The sequence below is a fragment of the Lichenihabitans sp. PAMC28606 genome, assembly GCF_020616535.1.
Classification (GTDB): domain Bacteria; phylum Pseudomonadota; class Alphaproteobacteria; order Rhizobiales; family Beijerinckiaceae; genus Lichenihabitans; species Lichenihabitans psoromatis.
In genome coordinates this window covers 3733139-3749003 of record NZ_CP085136.1, presented here as the reverse complement: position 1 = coordinate 3749003, position 15865 = coordinate 3733139, and the positions used below count along the sequence as shown (strand labels likewise).

Below are 15865 nucleotides of genomic sequence, written 5' to 3'. Positions count from 1 at the left end.
GATCCGGGGATGGTCTTGACGGTAATGCAGGCGGATTAAGGGCCGGTAAAAGAGTACGGAAGCAGAACGGCGGGGCTGGCCGGTTTGGCCGTCGGCCTCCCGGGCAAACCCCAGCCGACCATGCCGGTCACATCGTCGGCATCGAAAATTCCGCACCTTCCTTGACGCCGGACGGCCAACGCGACGTGACCGTCTTGGTCTTGGTATAGAACCGAATCGAATCCGGCCCATGCTGGTTCAAGTCGCCGAACGAGGACCGCTTCCAACCGCCGAAGGAATAATAAGCCAGCGGCGTGGGGATCGGCACGTTGACCCCGACCATGCCGACCTGCACTTTGCTGACGAAGTCACGCGCCGCATCGCCATCGCGCGTGAAGATCGCGACGCCATTGCCGTATTCGTGGTCGTTACAAAGCGACAAAGCTTCCTCGTAGGTCTTGGCGCGCACCACCGAAAGAACCGGGCCGAAGATCTCTTCCTTGTAGATCCGCATGTCCTTGGTGACGTTGTCGAACAGGCAGCTGCCGAAATAGAAGCCCTTCTCGTAGCCCTGCATCTTGAAGCCGCGTCCGTCGACCGCGAGAGTCGCGCCTTCTTTGAGGCCGACCTCGACATAGGACCGCACCTTGTCGACCGCGGCCTGCGTGACGAGCGGGCCGTAATCGGCACTGGCGTCCGACGATGGCCCGATCTTAAGCGCTTCGACGCGCGGCACGAGCTTTTCCATCAGGCGATCGGCCGTTCCCTTGCCGACCGGCACCGCCACCGAAATCGCCATGCAGCGTTCGCCGGCCGACCCATATCCCGCGCCGATCAAGGCATCGACCGTCTGGTCCATGTCGGCATCCGGCATGATCACCATGTGGTTCTTGGCGCCGCCGAAGGCATGGACGCGCTTCCCGGACGCCGCACCCCGCGCGTAAATATATTCGGCGATCGGGGTCGAGCCCACAAAGCCGATGGCCTTGATGTCGGGATCGTCGAGCAGCGCGTCGACCGCAACCTTGTCGCCATTGACCACATTGAGGATGCCGGTCGGCAGACCTGCCTCGATCATCAGTTCGGCAAGGCGCATCGGGACGCCGGGGTCACGCTCGGACGGTTTGAGGATGAAGGCATTGCCGCAAGCGATGGCGGGCGCGAACTTCCACATCGGGATCATGGCCGGGAAGTTGAACGGGGTGATGCCGGCCACGACGCCGAGCGGCTGACGCATGGCATAGGCGTCGATCCCCGGCCCTGCCCCGTCGGTGAACTCGCCCTTGAGCAGATGCGGAACGCCGCAGGCGAATTCGACGACTTCGAAGCCGCGCTGGATGTCGCCCTTGGCGTCCGCCACGGTCTTGCCGTGCTCGCGCGACAGCAACTCGGCCAACTCGTCCATATTCTGGTTGATGAGATCGAGAAACTTCATCAACACACGCGCACGGCGCTGCGGGTTGATGGCGGCCCATTTGAGCTGAGCCTCGGCCGAGTTGACGACCGCCGCGCGGATCTCCTCCTGCGACGCGAGCGCCACGCGGCCCGCAACCTCGCCCGTCATCGGTTCGAAGACGTCGGCGAAGCGGCCCGAAGTGCCGGCCACGTGTCGGCCGCCGATGAAATGCCCGTAATCCGTCATGATGCTCTCCCGAAACATGGTGTCGGGTCTTAGCCCGACCGGCCGATCGATCTTGACGCTAGCACTAGCGGGTTTCATCCTTGTGCCTCAATCGCGCGTTTTGCGAACCGGCTGTGCAGAATTGGGCTAAGATGGATTGGGATGATCTGCGCGTCTTTCTCGCGGTCGCGCGCAGCAGCCAGTTTGTTGCGGCGGGGCGCTTGCTCGGCCTCGATCACGCGACGGTCGGGCGGCGTGTCACGGCGCTCGAGCGCGATCTCAAAGCCAAACTGTTCGTTCGGCGCACGACCGGCGTGGCGCTGACGGCGGCGGGCGAGCGGCTGCTGCAATCGGCCGAACGGATCGAAAGCGACGTGCTGCGGGTCCGGTCCGAGCTCACCGACAAGGATTTCGAGCTTTCGGGTACCGTGCGGATTGGCGCGCCGGATGGCTTCTCGACCTATTATCTCGCGCGGTGCTTTGCTGATTTCGCGGCGCGCCATCCGGCCATCACGGTGCAGCTCGTTCCAACCCCGCAGGTTATCCCGCTGTCGCGGCGCGAAACCGATATTCTCGTGGCCCTACAGAAGCCCGACAGCGGTCGCTACGTGACCCGAAAGTTGACGGATTATTCGCTCGGCATCTTTGCGGACCGGGCCTATCTCGACCGCTACGGGACCCCGCTCGATCTGGCAGCTCTGCGCCAGCATCGCCTGATCGGCTATGTCGAGGATTATGCCTATTCGTCGGCACTCGACTATGTGCGAACCTTGTTCGACGACACGCCGACCAGCTTCCAATGCACCAGTGCGATCGGCCAATTGGAGGCGATCCGCTCCGGACTTGGCATCGGCATCGTGCACGATTTTATTGCCGGGCAGCATCTGGATCTGGTGCGCCTTCTGCCCGAGCGGCGCGCCCAGCGCAGCTATTGGATCGTCGAACACGAGGACGTCAGAGGCCTTGGGCGGGTGCGGACCGTCCACGACCATATCGTGGCGTCGGTCGAGGCCGAGAAAGCCATCTTCCAGCCCGTAGTCTCGGGTTAGGCCTTGACGAGGCCCTGGCCGACCGCCGCCGTCAGGTCGTCGAGGCCATAAAACGCCTTGGCGTTCCCGCCGAAGACGGCGGCGCGTTCCGCATCCGAATAGAACGCCGTCAGCGCCGACGCGGCATCCACCCACCGGTCATAGGAGGAGGCTCGGAGACAGACGGGCCAGTCGGAGCCGAACATGACGCGCTCGGGTCCGAACGTGTTGAGGATGTGGCTCGCATAAGGCTCGAGATCATGCTCGGTCCATTCCGGACCCGCTTCCGTCGTGAGACCCGAGAGCTTGACGAAGGCCGAGGATTCCCGCGCCAGCCGCGCAATGTCGGCCGCCCATGTCGAGAACGCCTCGTCCCGAATCTGCGGACGCGCGCCATGGTCGATCACGACCTTCAGATTCGGATAGCGCAGCAACCGCTTCAGCAGCGGAAGAATATGCTGGGGGTGAAGCAAAGCATCGAAACACAGCCCATATTCGACCAGAGCGTCGAAGGCCCAGGACAGATTTGGATGCATGACCCATTTGGGGTCCGCGATATCCTGGATCATGGGCCGGATGCCCTTGAATTTCGGATTTTTCCGAAAGCGTTCGAGCGCCGCGAGATGGGACCGATCTTCGAAGTCGATCCACCCGACGACGCCCATCACGGTCGGCTCGCGATCGGCGATATCGAGAAGGTAATCGGTTTCCTCGAGCGTCGGCGCCGCCTGGATCAGCACGGTGCCGCCGATCTTGTTGCGGGCAAGGCATGGGCGGAGATCGCTCGGGGCGAACACACGATCGAGTTTGCCGCCGGGGACCATCCAAAAATAGTCCCCGCGGGCCGGGTCCCAATAATGTTGGTGAGCGTCGATGCGCAGAGCTTCGTCGATCAAGATGTTTAAACTCGTCGGAGACATGGTTCGCGACAGAGACGTCGCCAGTATATTGCTAAACGCAGGCGAAGCCCCCGCTTGACAGGGCTCCGCCGATTAGGTCATGCCGCTCGCGGATGCAAGCGGATGGCAGGGTTGCTTAGACGTTGTAGCTGTCGTCGTTGTCGCTTCCGCCGCCGGCGAAATCGTCCGACGTATCCTGCAGGAAATCCTGCTGGGCATCGTCCGCTGCAGTCGGGGTCGCACCGCCGTTATTTTCGTCACCGTAGAAGTTGTTGACGACCGTCTCGCCGCCGGGCTGCCCCATGCCGCCCAGACCCGCGCCAGACGCGATGCCGAACGGATTATTATGTCCGCCGAACAGCCCCTTGATCGAATCCGCCAGCAACACGCCGCCAGCCACACCGGCCGCGGCACCAAGCGCGCCCTTCAAAAAGCCACCGCCTTGCTGCGGGGCTCCGCCAAAACCACCCTGTTGCGGCGCGTAGCCCTGCTGCGGCGCGTAGCCCTGCTGAGGCGCATAGCCTTGCTGAGGGGCATAACTACCCTGCTGCGCGGCCTGACCCCACGGGCCGCCCGGACGTTGGACGCTCGGGTCAGGCTGCCCGTAGCCGGTCGAAGGAACCGACTGACGCGGCGGCTCCTGAGACGCTCCACCCCCGAACAACGACTTGCCAATGCTCCCAAGAAAGCTCGTGTCGCCCTGCTGCGGCACGCCACCCTGGCGAACCTGCTCTTCCAGCTGCTGAAGGCGCTCGTTCGCGGCGCGCAGCGCCTGCTCCTGAACGATGACGGTCTGGGCCAAAAGATAAGGCGCATAAGGCTGCGTCTTTGTCGCGTCGGCGATGAAAGCCTCGGCATCGCGATCACGCGGTTGAGCGGCCGCGCCGTGAATACGGTCGAACAAACCTGACAACAACTGGCGTTCTTCGGGAGTCATGACACGTCTCTCTCAAAACCGGGCGACGACGCCCGAGGCAGATATGGGAAGCGCCGATGCCGCCGCCAGGGGTCCCGCGTTGACGCGACATCCGGCGGGCATCTGCTCCCACCAATCAACCGACGGTCGATCGAAGAGGATGCAGGGTCACGGTGATTATTCGGCGGCGACCAGCCTCGGTTCGTCCGCCAAGCCGGCCATCCCGGCGGGCCGCGGCCCTCCTGTCGCCCAATCGATGAGTTCGATTGTGTGCAGGATGGGGATCGCTGTGCCGAGCCCGATCTGCGTCATGCAACCGATATTGCCGGTAGCGATCGCCTGGGGCGCCATGCGCTCGATATTGGCAACCTTGCGGGCGCGGAGCTGCGCCGCGATCTCGGGCTGCAGGATATTATAGGTGCCGGCCGAGCCGCAGCAGATATGCCCCTCCGGCACATCCTTGACCACGAAGCCGGCCTGTTTCAGCAGCCGCTTCGGGAGGTCGCCGAGCTTCTGCCCGTGCTGCATCGAACAGGCCGAATGATAAGCCACCACCTGGCCGGTGGCGCGCTGCGGCTTGAGGTCGAGCCCGACAAGATATTCGGTGATGTCCTTGGCGAGCGCCGACACGCGCTTGGCTTTCTCGGCATAGGCTGCATCCTCGCGCAGCATGAAGCCGTAGTCCTTGATCGTGGTGCCGCAACCCGACGCCGTGATCAAGATGGCGTCGAGTCCGCCGGCTTCGATCTCGCGGGTCCAAATATCGACATTTCGCCGAGCGAAGCCGAGGGCCTCGGTCTCTCGACCCATGTGATGCACCAGCGCGCCGCAGCAGCCCTCCCCCTTGGGCAGCACGACCTCGACGCCGAATCGGTCGAGCACCCGCATGGTCGCCGCATTGATGCCGGGGTTCAGCACCGGCTGGGCGCAGCCGGTCAGCAGCGCGACGCGTTTGCGGGGAGCCGCATCCACCGAGGCGCGGGTGCTGGCAGGTGGCAGGGGAGCTGGCAGATGGAGCGGCGCCAGATCCAGCATAGCGGCCAGCCGCGCGCCGACACCCGGAAGCCGAGCGACGAGCGGCCGCAGCGGCTTGCCGAGCCGTGCGGCCTGCAACGCGAGACGAAACAGTCCCCGATGCGGCAGCACAAGCGCCAAGACTGAACGGACGAGCTTGTCGCCAAACGGTCGGTCGTAGGTCTTCTCGATATGCAACCGGGCATGGTCGATGAGGTGCATGTAATGCACGCCGGAGGGGCAGGTCGTCATGCAGGACAGGCAAGACAGGCAGCGGTCGAGGTGCTTGACCACATCGGCCGTGGCGGGCTTGCCGCCTTCCAGCATGTCCTTAATGAGATAAATACGGCCGCGTGGGCTATCGAGTTCGTCGCCAAGCAGCAGGTAGGTCGGACAGGTCGCGGTGCAGAACCCGCAATGCACGCAAGTCCGGAGGATCTTCTCCGACTCCCGTGTGTGGGGATCGGCCAGCGCGACGGCGTCGAATTTGGTTTGCATGGCGGGAAAGCGCCTCGATGATGGACGGACGGGCGGCCTCAGCAGCCGGCGTACATACGACCTGGATTGAGGAGTGCGGCGGGGTCGAAGCTGGCCTTGAGGCCGGTCGTAATCGTCATCAACGGCGCCGACAGGGGCTGGAAGACGTCGACCCGCGCCCGGACGTCGTCGGGCGCCCGAACCAAGGTTGCATGCCCCCCTGTGACGGTCAGGGCCTGCCGGATCGCGGCCGCCCCGGCATCCCCGGCCGCCGAGGTCGCGAGCCAGATCAACCCACCGCCCCAATCGTAATAGCAGCGCCCGGCCACGTGATTGCCGATCAGATGAGCGGCGCTGGGGCCGCGTGTCGGCGCGACCGACAGCTTCCAGATTGCCGCCTCGCGCGGATCGGACAGAAGCGTCACGTCGCGGACGCGTCGCCACAGCGCCGATGAGGTCGCGGCGTCGAGCCGCTCGCTGGGGCCTTCGCTCTGGAGCAACGAAGCCAGACGCGCGAAGCGGTAATCGACCGAGGCGGCAAAGTTTTCGATGCGGATCAGGGTGCGGGCCTCCGCGCCGTCGATCCCGGCCGGGAGATGCGCCGCGCCGGTCACCTCGAAGGGCGAGCCGAGTGCCTTCGCCAGAGCCGGAATCGCGCGATGATCGTCGAGCCCGCGCAGCACGAGAGTCGCTTCGGTCTCGGGTCGGGGCAGAACCTTGAAGGTGATCTCGGTCAAGAAGCCCAGCGTGCCATGCGCGCCGCACATCAGCTTCGACAGATCGAGGCCGGTGACGTTCTTCATGACCCGGCCGCCGGATTTGACGATCTCGCCCCGTCCATTGACGAAGCGGACGCCGATCACGTGATCCCGTGCGGCACCCGCCGAAATCCGGCGCGGGCCCGACCAGTTGCCGGCCACGACGCCGCCGACCGTTGAACGACCCGAGGTTCCGTAAAGCCCGCAGAGATTGACCGGCTCGAACGGCAGCATCTGGCCCGACGTGGCCAAAGCATCCTCAAGATCCGACAAGGGCGTGCCGGCGCGGGCCGAGATGACCAATTCGGATGGCTCTTGCAGCGTGACGCCGCTCAGCCGCGAGGAGGACAGAACCCGCGTCGCATCGACAGGCCGACCGAGGCCCGCCCGGGTTCCACCGCCTTCGATCCGAAGCGTCATGCGGCGAGACTCGGCGTTGCGGATGGCGTCGGCGGCCTCGGCCTCGTCGGTTGGACACAGGATGTCGCTCACGGGGTGAACCGCCCCTCAAGCGGGAACACCTTGGCGGGGTTGAGCCGCCAGCCGGGGTCGAAGACGGCCCTGACCCGCATCTGCTGATCGAGGTCGATGGTCGAGAACTGGCACGTCATCAGATCGCGCTTTTCGATCCCGACGCCATGCTCACCGGTCAGGCAGCCCCCCACCTCGACGCAGAGTTTCAGGATCTGATTGCCTGCATCCTCCGCCTTCTCCTGCTCGGCCGGATCGTTGATGTTATAGAGCACAAGCGGGTGCAGATTGCCGTCGCCGGCATGGAACACGTTGGCGGCCCGCAGCCCATGCCCGTCGCAGATCGCCGTGATCCGGGCCAGCACGTCGGGCAAGCGGCCAGTCGGAATAGTGCCGTCCATGCAAATGTAATCCGCCACCTTGCCGGTCGCGCCAAAGGCAGATTTGCGCCCCTTCCAGATCGCGGCCGTCTCCATGGCGGAGCGGCTTTCCTTGACGGTCTTGACGCCATGCTGCTTGGCGATCGCGATGATGCGGCCGAGTTGGGCCGCCATTTCGTCCTCGGAGCCTTCGACCTCGATGATCAGCATGGCCTCGGCATCGAGCGGATAGCCCGCATGGGCGAAATCCTCGCAAATCTGGATCGCCAGCCGGTCCATATATTCCATGGCGACCGGGATGATCCCCGCGCCGATGATGGCCGCGACCGCCGCCCCCGCCTCTTCGGTCGATGCGAAGCCGAATAAAACCGGCTGGGCACCCTCGGCCGAGCGCAAAATCCGCACCGTGGCCTCGGTCACCATGCCGAGTTGCCCTTCCGAGCCGATCACCAACGACAGGAGATCGAGCCCTTCGGCATCGAGATGCTCGCCTCCGATGTCCACGATGGCGCCGTCCGCCAGCACCATGCGAACACCGAGCACGTTATTGGCCGTGACCCCATATTTGAGGCAATGCGCTCCACCCGAGTTCATGCCGATATTGCCCGCGATGGTGCAGGCGAGTTGCGAGGACGGGTCGGGCGCGTAGAAGAAGCCCTCGTGCACGACCGCTCCGGTGATGCTGAGGTTAGTGACACCGGCCTCGACCCTTGCGGCTCGGTTGGCATAATCGATGTCGAGGATCCGGTTCATCTTGGCGATGCCGATCACCACGGCGTCCTCCTGCGGAATGGCGCCGCCGCTGAGCGACGTTCCGGCTCCACGCGGCACAACCTTGACGCCCTGCTGATGGCAATACCGCATCACGGCCGCCACCTCCTCGGTATTGCGGGGCAGCACGACCGCGAGCGGCACTTTCCGGTACCCCGTCAGCCCATCCGTCTCGAAGGCACGACGCTCGTTCATGGATGTGATGAGGCAGTCGAACGGCACCAACGTCGCGAGACCCGCGACGATCTCGTCGCGGCGCGCCATGATCCCAGCGTCCGGAAGCGGAAACGCGATGGCGGTCATGCTGGCTCATCCTCCCGGCGCCCAGGCGCATGCCGCGCCCCGGTCTTGTCCATCTCGATGCCTGAATCATAGTCTGCTTGGCCATAAAAGCGAGTGTCGACTGGTCGCGCCCTCCACATCTCCGAGACGCGTCGATCACCGCGACGGCGTGCCTGCGCGCAACGCTTTTAAAAATACCGGAATTCGGCTATCCACTGCTGATCGGCCGACATTCAAGTCGGTTCGAGCTCGATCTGGCCGCCAAACCCGTCGCATCACGCGATTGATGCACGTGAGCCGCCACACCCGACGTCCGGCGATGCGCCGCTCGTTCGCCCTCTGGACTCGACCGTTATGAAATTCCTCGACGAAGCCAAAGTCTATATCCGCTCGGGAGACGGCGGCGCTGGTGCCGTCTCGTTTCGCCGCGAGAAATTCATCGAATTTGGTGGACCGGATGGTGGCGATGGCGGCCGGGGCGGCGATGTCGTGATCGAATGCGTGCAGGGCCTCAACACACTGATCGACTATCGCTTCCAGCAGCATTTCAAAGGCAAAACCGGCATGCATGGCATGGGCAAGAACCGCTCCGGCGCCAAAGGGCTGGATGCGGTTCTCCGCGTGCCGGAGGGCACGCAGGTGCTGGACGAGGATGGCGAAACGCTGATCGCCGACATGACCAAAGTCGGCCAGAGCCTGAGGATCGCCAAGGGCGGCAATGGCGGCTTCGGCAATGCCCATTTCCAAACATCGACCAATCAATCACCGCGGCGCGCCAATCCCGGCCAGGTCGGTATCGAGCGGACCATCTGGCTGCGGCTCAAGCTGATCGCCGATGCCGGGCTGGTTGGCCTGCCGAATGCCGGGAAATCAACCTTCCTGGCGACGGTTTCGGCCGCCAAGCCGAAGATCGCGGATTATCCGTTCACGACGCTCAAGCCCGGCCTCGGCGTCGTCGGCGTCGGCGACCGCGAATTCGTGCTGGCCGACATCCCCGGTTTGATCGAGGGCGCCCATGAGGGCCTTGGCCTGGGTGATCGTTTCCTCGGGCATATCGAACGCTGCGAGGTCGTTTTGCATCTCATCGAGGCGACGAACGAGCATGCCGGCAAGGCCTATAAGACAATCCGGAGCGAGCTCGAAGCCTACGGCAACGGCCTCGCCGAGAAGCGCGAGATCGTCGCCTTGTCAAAGGTCGACGCGGTCGATCCGGAGACGCTGAAGAGCCAGATGGCCAAGCTCAAGCGGGCTTGTGGCCATACGCCGCTCAAGCTGTCGGCCGTGGCCGGCATCGGTGTGAAGGACGTGCTCGGCCTGCTGTTGCAATCGATCGACGCCCATCGGGCCGAGACGATCGCGGCAGCGGCCCCCGCGTGGGAACCGCTGCCACCGGAATAACGCCGGCGCGTAATGGATGGCGTCAAGCCTTGGTTTTGGCGACGCAATCCTTGACGAAAGCCTTGCGGGCCGTCTTGTCCATACCCTTGGTCTGCGGGTCCATGCGGCACTTCATGGCTGCAGCCTTGTCGGGACGCTGCTTGACGATGCAGGCCGCCATGGCGTCCTTGCGGGCCGCACCCTTGAGGCCCTGGCCCTGGACCTCGTCTTTGCATTGGGCGCGCACGACCTTCATGCGCGGCTTGCCGTCCTTCGTGAGATCGGAGGCGACGGGCGCTGCGGTCGTAGCGGGGGCCGCAGCCGCGGGAGCAGTGGTGGCGGGCGCGGCAGCGGTCTGAGCCAACGCAGGCGTCAGGCCGAGTGCGAGGACGAGAACCAAGCTCGAAACGATCTTCATCAAACAATCTCCATATTGGCGGACCCAACGTGTCGCTTATGTCACAGCCGCTTTGAACCGCTGCTGAACGGGCGGGACGATGAAAAAGCAGACCAATCGTTGCATCGGTCGTGCGACCGGGGATAAACCAGTTTAGAAACAGTCGAGCGACAGGCCGACTCAGAGGAGCCCGCGCCGGGAGAAAACGATGTCACACGAAATGGATCCGACCCAACCGCCCGCGCCCACACCGGGCAAGCGCAAGCTGCGGTCGCAACTCTGGTTCGACAACCCGGACAACCCGGGCATGACGGCCCTCTATATCGAGCGCTACCTGAATTTCGGCCTGACACCGGGTGAACTGCGCTCGGGCAAGCCGATCATCGGCATCGCCCAGACCGGCAACGACCTGTCGCCGTGCAACCGCCATCACCTTGAGCTCGCCAAGCGCGTGCGCGACGGCATTCTCGCGATGGGCGGCGTTCCGATGGAATTCCCGGTCCATCCGATTCAGGAAACCGGCAAGCGCCCGACGGCCGCACTCGATCGCAACCTCGCCTATCTCGGCCTTGTGGAGACGCTTTACGGCTATCCGCTCGATGGCGTCGTGCTGACGACGGGCTGCGACAAGACCACTCCGGCCTGCATCATGGCGGCCGCGACCGTCAACATTCCGGCCATCGTGCTGTGCGGCGGCCCGATGCTGAACGGCTGGCACAATGGCGAGCGGACCGGCTCGGGCACCATCGTGTGGAAGAGCCGCGAGGAATTGGCGGCTGGCAACATCGACTATGAAGAGTTCATGGAGATCGTCACCTCCTCGGCTCCCTCAGTCGGCCATTGCAACACGATGGGCACGGCCTCGACCATGAACGCGCTGGCCGAAGCGCTCGGTATGACGCTGCCGGGCTGCGCCGCCATTCCGGCGCCCTACCGCGAACGCGGGCAGATCGCCTACGAGACCGGACGTCGTGCCGTCGAGATGGTGTGGGAAGACCTCAAGCCGTCCGACATCATGACGCGCGACGCGTTGGAAAATGCCATTGTGGTCAACAGCGCCATCGGCGGTTCGACCAACGCCACCATCCACATCAATGCCATCGCGCGCCACATCGGTGTGCCGCTGGCGATCGAGGAATGGGAGACGATCGGGCATAAGATCCCGCTGCTGGTCAATATGCAGCCGGCCGGCAAATATCTCGGCGAAGAGTTCCACCGCGCCGGCGGCGTCCCCACCGTGATCGCGCAATTGATGTCGAAGGGTCACATTCGCGAGAATGCGATGACGGCCAACGGCAAGACGATCGGCCATAACAACAAGGATCGTAAGATCGGCGATCCGGACGTCATCACGCCGATCGAAACGCCGATGCGCGAAGAGGCCGGCTTCATCGTGCTGAAGGGCAACCTGTTCGACAACGCGATCATGAAGACGAGCGTGATCTCGAAGGAGTTCCAGGACCGCTACCTGTCGACGCCCGGTGATCTCGGCGCTTTCGAGGGGCGCGCCATCGTGTTCGAAGGACCGGAGGATTACCACCACCGGATCGACGACCCGAGCCTCGACATCGACGAGCATTGCATGCTGTTCATCCGCGGCACCGGGCCGATCGGCTATCCGGGCGGCGCGGAAGTCGTCAACATGCAGCCCCCGACGGCCCTCATCAAGCGCGGTATCCACGCCCTGCCCTGCATCGGCGATGGTCGCCAGTCCGGCACGTCCGCCTCGCCCTCGATCCTCAATGCCTCGCCGGAAGCAGCGGCCGGCGGCGGGCTCGCGATCCTGAAGACGGGCGACCGGGTCCGGATCGACCTGAACAAGCGCAGCGCCAACATCATGATCACCGACGAGGACCTCGCGCAGCGTCGCGCCGACCTCAAGGGCCAGGGTGGCTTCCACTACGCCGGCAACCAGACGCCGTGGCAGGAAATCCAGCGCTCGATGGTCGATCAGTTTGACGAGGGCATGGTGCTCAAGCCCGCCGTGAAGTATCAGCGCGTCGCTCAGACCATGGGGGTTCCGCGCGACAACCACTAAGGCCGCGATCAAGGCTCGCCTTCGGCCACGACTTCGGCCTCGGGCGAGCCCTCAAGTCACACCAGCACGCGCGACCGCGCCTTCGCTTCCGGTCCGTCATTCCTTCAGATCGCTCACGACCTGCCCATAGTTGAGGGCGGACACGAGGGTCACGCCGCCAAGCACGTTTCCGAGAAGGGTTGGCACGAAAAAGCGCCCCACATAATCGGCAAGGCTGGCCTGATCCGAAACGACCAGAAAGCTCACTTCGACCGAGCCTGCGATAATGTGGGCAAATCCCGCGACCGAAACCAACCATGTGAGCAGCACGATCAGGGAGGATCGCGACTCGCCGGCGCCCGGCATCAGCCACACCATCAGAGCAATCAGCCAGCCCGCGAAAATCGCTTTGAGGAGAGTGAGGCCGAACGACGCCTCGATGGCATGCTGGCTGATGGTTGCGAAAACCGTCCGGATCTCGGCGGTGAAGAGATCTGTTTTGGCGAGCACTGCGGCAACGATCCAGGTCCCGACGATGTTGGCCACGAGAACCAGCCCCCACAGCCGCGCCACGAGGCCGAGCGTTCGCAGATCGCGGTTATAGAGAAGCGGCAGAATCGGCGTGATCGTATTCTCGGAAAAGAGCTGCTGGCGGCCGAGCACCACGATGAGAAATCCGACCGAATAGCCGAGTTTGCTGACGAGATCCCGCCAGGGCGCGTCGGGTAGATGCGCGCGGAGAACGCCCTCGGCGATGAGAGAAAAACCCATCGCGAGACCGGCCGCGAGCCCAGAAAACAGGAGCGCTTTGACGGGCCGGGCGATTTCGCTTTCACCCTCGGCCCGGATCGTCTCGTGGATCAGCGCCGCATTGGGGCGGCTATGGGCTTCGATGATGTCCCGCTCGGCGTCTGAAACGTCCGTCATGTTGGACGCGGCGCTGAGCGCATGCGCCTGGTCATCTACCTGATCGTTATCGGCCTCGGCCACGCATGTGCCCCTTTCGCAAAACCTCGATGCGTCCGGCGGGAGCACCGACGCTCACGCGGTACGCCAGCGACATGCGCCGAACGCAAGCCAACTCGATGGCCCAAGCAAAGGGTTCCCGCCTCAGGGCGTGAGAGCGAAAAAGCCGCGCTGACCGTCGGGTCGGTGGTCGACGACGACGAACGCTTAACTGCTCAGGGTTCGCAACTCGCCGGTCACAACGCCGAATAATGTGCGACCGAGAAGCCCGATGATGACCAGCGTCGCCAAACCGAGCAGCGCGATGGCGATCCCGTCCGTGATCAGGCCGGGCTCGCTCACCGCAAAGCGAAGCGCCGCAATGCTGCTCGCTGCGAGCGGAAAACTCACGGCCCACCAGGAGACGCGGAACGGGCAGCAGACGGGCAGGTTCCGCAATTGCCCGAGCAGCACCGCCAGCATGAACAGCGTCAACATGTAGAGCACTTCGGAAAAGAGATCCGTTTGCCCGACCGTGACCGTATAGGTCGAATAGCCGACCGCGAAAGGCGCAACGAGGATCAGCAGTGACGGCTTCAGCGGGTCGGGGAGCGGAGGCTCAAAAAGCAACCGCGAAAACACGAGCGTGAAGAGCGGGACGGCAAAAAACAGACCGACCGCGAGAGAAAAGACCATCAGGCCGTGCAGCGGAGGCAAATCGAGCGTCGGGATCGCGAGCGGCACGTCCAGCAATCCGACGACCGGTATGATCCAGGCCGGCGTCGCGTGGGCGACCTGCTGTCGGTCGCTCATCCAACGCGAGACGATCAGCACGGCGAACAGCACCATTCCCACTGCGCCGACCATCCAGAGACCTTGGGCGAGTTGGTGTGCGAAGGGGTTTAGCGGGATCGGCAGCAAGAGAAGGCTGATCAGAACCGTGCCGAACAGATTGCCCGCGATGGGGTGCCTGAACTCGGTCCGGACGACCGCAAAGGCCGTGACCAGCTTCACAAGATAGGCAATCGCCACCACCACGAAGGCGACGATCGCCACCGCCGCGATCGTCAAGGCGATCCATTCGGGCGCACCGAAGTGGGTATGGGCGAGCCGCCAGGCGATGGAGAGGCCGGTCAATCCCATCACTGAGCCGAAAAGGCCCACCGGCAGATAGTCGAGCAAGGGCGCGCCGGGCGGAAGAATCGTCTGGGCCTCGCTCATGCTGTGACCGCTTTTACCAAAAGCTGTTGCGCCGCATCCAACCGACCCGCGAGATCCTCGGGGACACCAGCGTCCCGCAGGACCTTGGCCATGGGGTGGAAGGCGATCACGGTCAGCCCATCATCCCGCAGGCGCACGAGGACGCGGAGCGGCAAATCGAGCGCGGCCGATGGGGCGGCCAGCATAAGCGGCGTTCCGCCTTTCGGATGTCCATAGATCAGCACCGTCGTGGGCGGCATCTCCAGCCCAACCTGACGCGCCCCGTCGTGATGGTCGATCCGACTGAACAGGGTCAGGCCGGCTCCGCTAATGACGTCGGTCAGCCGCTGGAGCGTCGCCTCGAACGAGAGGGCCGACACGGTTTCGATGATATCGGATGTGTTTGTGCCGCTCATGATGACCCCCTCTTCCGTCATGGCGATGCTCCGCGTGATCCCCCACGTGTCGCCGGTCATCATCCGATACTCTTCGTTCACCGTGTCTAGTGTGAATCTTTGCGGATCCGACGCAGGAAAACGTTCGGGCGCGAACCGGATCGCGCTACGACGCGGTCGGGTCTCGCCAGCTCGGAGCGGCCGAATGAAGCTAACACAGGGAGACTCGAGCAACTCCGTGACACGATCACGACGACGCTCGGATCAACCTTCAACTCCCTCACCAAATCCGGCTGACAATCCCATCGAAAATCGAGTCGGCCGAGACGATTGGAACGGCATGGGAAAGCGCGGTAGCGGCCAGAAGGCGGTCGAACGGATCGCGGTGTGGCCAGGCCATCGAACCCGCCAAAACGCAGATTTTTGCGTCAAGCTGAACCATCTCGATGCCTTGCTCGACAAGTTCATCAATCAGGTTCGGCAGAAACGGCGCCATCTCCGGCCATTTGCCAAGCCGAACCTTCTGCGCCAGTTCGTAAAGTGAGGCGGGGCTGACGAAGGCACTCTCGGCTTCGCCGATCGTCGTTCTCGCGACGTTTGAGAGCCGATGACTCGCGTATAATCCCCAAGCCAATGCATGCGTGTCGATCAGGACGGCTTTCACAAGCGATCGGCTCCGCCGCCCTCCCAAAGGCTGAGGTCGCTTTCATCCAATGGCTTGAAGAAATCGGGACCCTGTCCCGTCAAACGGTCGGCCATCGTGTCGAACTTGAAAGGGTTCTTTTTCGCGACCGGGACCAGTCGGACAACCGGGCGATCACCGCGTGCAATGATGACCTCTTCGCCTTTTAAGGCCGCTTCGATCAGTTTGGAGAGGTTGGTCTTGGCGGCGTGGACAGTGACTTGCATCGGCTCGGCCCAGATTGCTAAGCTAACTT

General features: G+C 63.8%; 15 protein-coding genes. 3 read left to right on the top strand and 12 right to left on the bottom strand.

Translation table 11 applies throughout. From position 1 onward, the window contains the following. Nucleotides 1-127 precede the first annotated feature (127 nt). Nucleotides 128-1621 carry a CoA-acylating methylmalonate-semialdehyde dehydrogenase gene (locus LGH83_RS17675; protein WP_227401907.1) on the bottom strand — a complete coding sequence of 498 codons (1494 nt, stop codon included), beginning with the start codon at nt 1619-1621 and terminating at the stop codon, nt 128-130. Between the two features lie 131 nt (nt 1622-1752). Here LGH83_RS17675 and LGH83_RS17670 point away from each other — a divergent pair, with 131 nt between their 5' ends. Beyond that, nucleotides 1753-2649 carry a LysR family transcriptional regulator gene (locus tag LGH83_RS17670; RefSeq protein ID WP_227399760.1) on the top strand — a complete coding sequence of 299 codons (897 nt, stop codon included), beginning with the start codon at nt 1753-1755 and terminating at the stop codon, nt 2647-2649. Here LGH83_RS17670 and LGH83_RS17665 read toward each other — a convergent pair. The 5 genes from LGH83_RS17665 to LGH83_RS17645 form a co-directional block, all read right to left on the bottom strand. Further along, the gene (locus LGH83_RS17665; RefSeq protein ID WP_227399759.1) at nt 2646-3524 is read right to left on the bottom strand and encodes an amidohydrolase family protein; all 879 of its coding nucleotides are present in this window, start codon (nt 3522-3524) and stop codon (nt 2646-2648) included. The two genes, LGH83_RS17670 and LGH83_RS17665, sit on opposite strands and share 4 nt — an antisense overlap. Before the next feature lie 139 nt (nt 3525-3663). Continuing rightward, the gene (locus tag LGH83_RS17660; protein WP_227399758.1) at nt 3664-4464 is read right to left on the bottom strand and encodes a DUF2076 domain-containing protein; all 801 of its coding nucleotides are present in this window, start codon (nt 4462-4464) and stop codon (nt 3664-3666) included. A gap of 156 nt (nt 4465-4620) precedes the next feature. Continuing rightward, complete coding sequence (gene glcF / locus LGH83_RS17655; protein WP_227399757.1) at nt 4621-5955, bottom strand: glycolate oxidase subunit GlcF; 1335 nt, start codon at nt 5953-5955, stop codon at nt 4621-4623. Between the two features lie 38 nt (nt 5956-5993). Next, a complete protein-coding gene (gene glcE / locus LGH83_RS17650) occupies nt 5994-7184 on the bottom strand; it encodes a glycolate oxidase subunit GlcE (protein WP_227399756.1) in 1191 nt (396 codons plus the stop codon). Next, nucleotides 7181-8617, bottom strand: a complete 1437-nt coding sequence (locus LGH83_RS17645; RefSeq protein WP_227399755.1) for an FAD-linked oxidase C-terminal domain-containing protein — start codon at nt 8615-8617, stop codon at nt 7181-7183. The genes glcE and LGH83_RS17645 overlap by 4 nt, the downstream gene beginning before the upstream one ends. Nucleotides 8618-8950: 333 nt before the next feature. Between LGH83_RS17645 and obgE the strand changes: the two genes are divergently transcribed. Further along, the gene (obgE, locus tag LGH83_RS17640; RefSeq protein ID WP_131114753.1) at nt 8951-9994 is read left to right on the top strand and encodes a GTPase ObgE; all 1044 of its coding nucleotides are present in this window, start codon (nt 8951-8953) and stop codon (nt 9992-9994) included. Between the two features lie 22 nt (nt 9995-10016). Here obgE and LGH83_RS17635 read toward each other — a convergent pair whose 3' ends face one another. Further along, entirely contained in the window at nt 10017-10391 is a 375-nt protein-coding gene (locus tag LGH83_RS17635; RefSeq protein WP_227399754.1) for a hypothetical protein, read from the bottom strand. 187 nt (nt 10392-10578) lie between these two features. On the opposite strand from LGH83_RS17635, the gene LGH83_RS17630 reads away from it, so the two are divergent. Further along, nucleotides 10579-12408 (top strand): IlvD/Edd family dehydratase, encoded by a 1830-nt coding sequence (locus LGH83_RS17630; RefSeq protein WP_227399753.1) that lies wholly within the window; start codon nt 10579-10581, stop codon nt 12406-12408. A 96-nt stretch (nt 12409-12504) separates the two neighbouring features. Here LGH83_RS17630 and LGH83_RS17625 read toward each other — a convergent pair whose 3' ends face one another. From LGH83_RS17625 to LGH83_RS17605, 5 genes are all read right to left on the bottom strand, one after another. Continuing rightward, nucleotides 12505-13314, bottom strand: coding sequence for a formate/nitrite transporter family protein (locus LGH83_RS17625; RefSeq protein ID WP_131114751.1), 810 nt, complete (start codon nt 13312-13314; stop codon nt 12505-12507). Nucleotides 13315-13560: 246 nt separating this feature from the next. After that, complete coding sequence (locus tag LGH83_RS17620; protein ID WP_227399751.1) at nt 13561-14553, bottom strand: SLAC1 anion channel family protein; 993 nt, start codon at nt 14551-14553, stop codon at nt 13561-13563. Beyond that, complete coding sequence (locus LGH83_RS17615) at nt 14550-15011, bottom strand: DUF302 domain-containing protein (protein WP_227399750.1); 462 nt, start codon at nt 15009-15011, stop codon at nt 14550-14552. Before LGH83_RS17615 ends, LGH83_RS17620 begins: the two co-directional genes overlap by 4 nt. Before the next feature lie 196 nt (nt 15012-15207). Continuing rightward, nucleotides 15208-15591, bottom strand: a complete 384-nt coding sequence (locus LGH83_RS17610) for a type II toxin-antitoxin system VapC family toxin (RefSeq protein ID WP_227399749.1) — start codon at nt 15589-15591, stop codon at nt 15208-15210. Continuing rightward, nucleotides 15588-15836, bottom strand: coding sequence for a type II toxin-antitoxin system Phd/YefM family antitoxin (locus LGH83_RS17605; protein ID WP_227399748.1), 249 nt, complete (start codon nt 15834-15836; stop codon nt 15588-15590). The genes LGH83_RS17610 and LGH83_RS17605 overlap by 4 nt, the downstream gene beginning before the upstream one ends. Nucleotides 15837-15865: the final 29 nt, after the last annotated feature.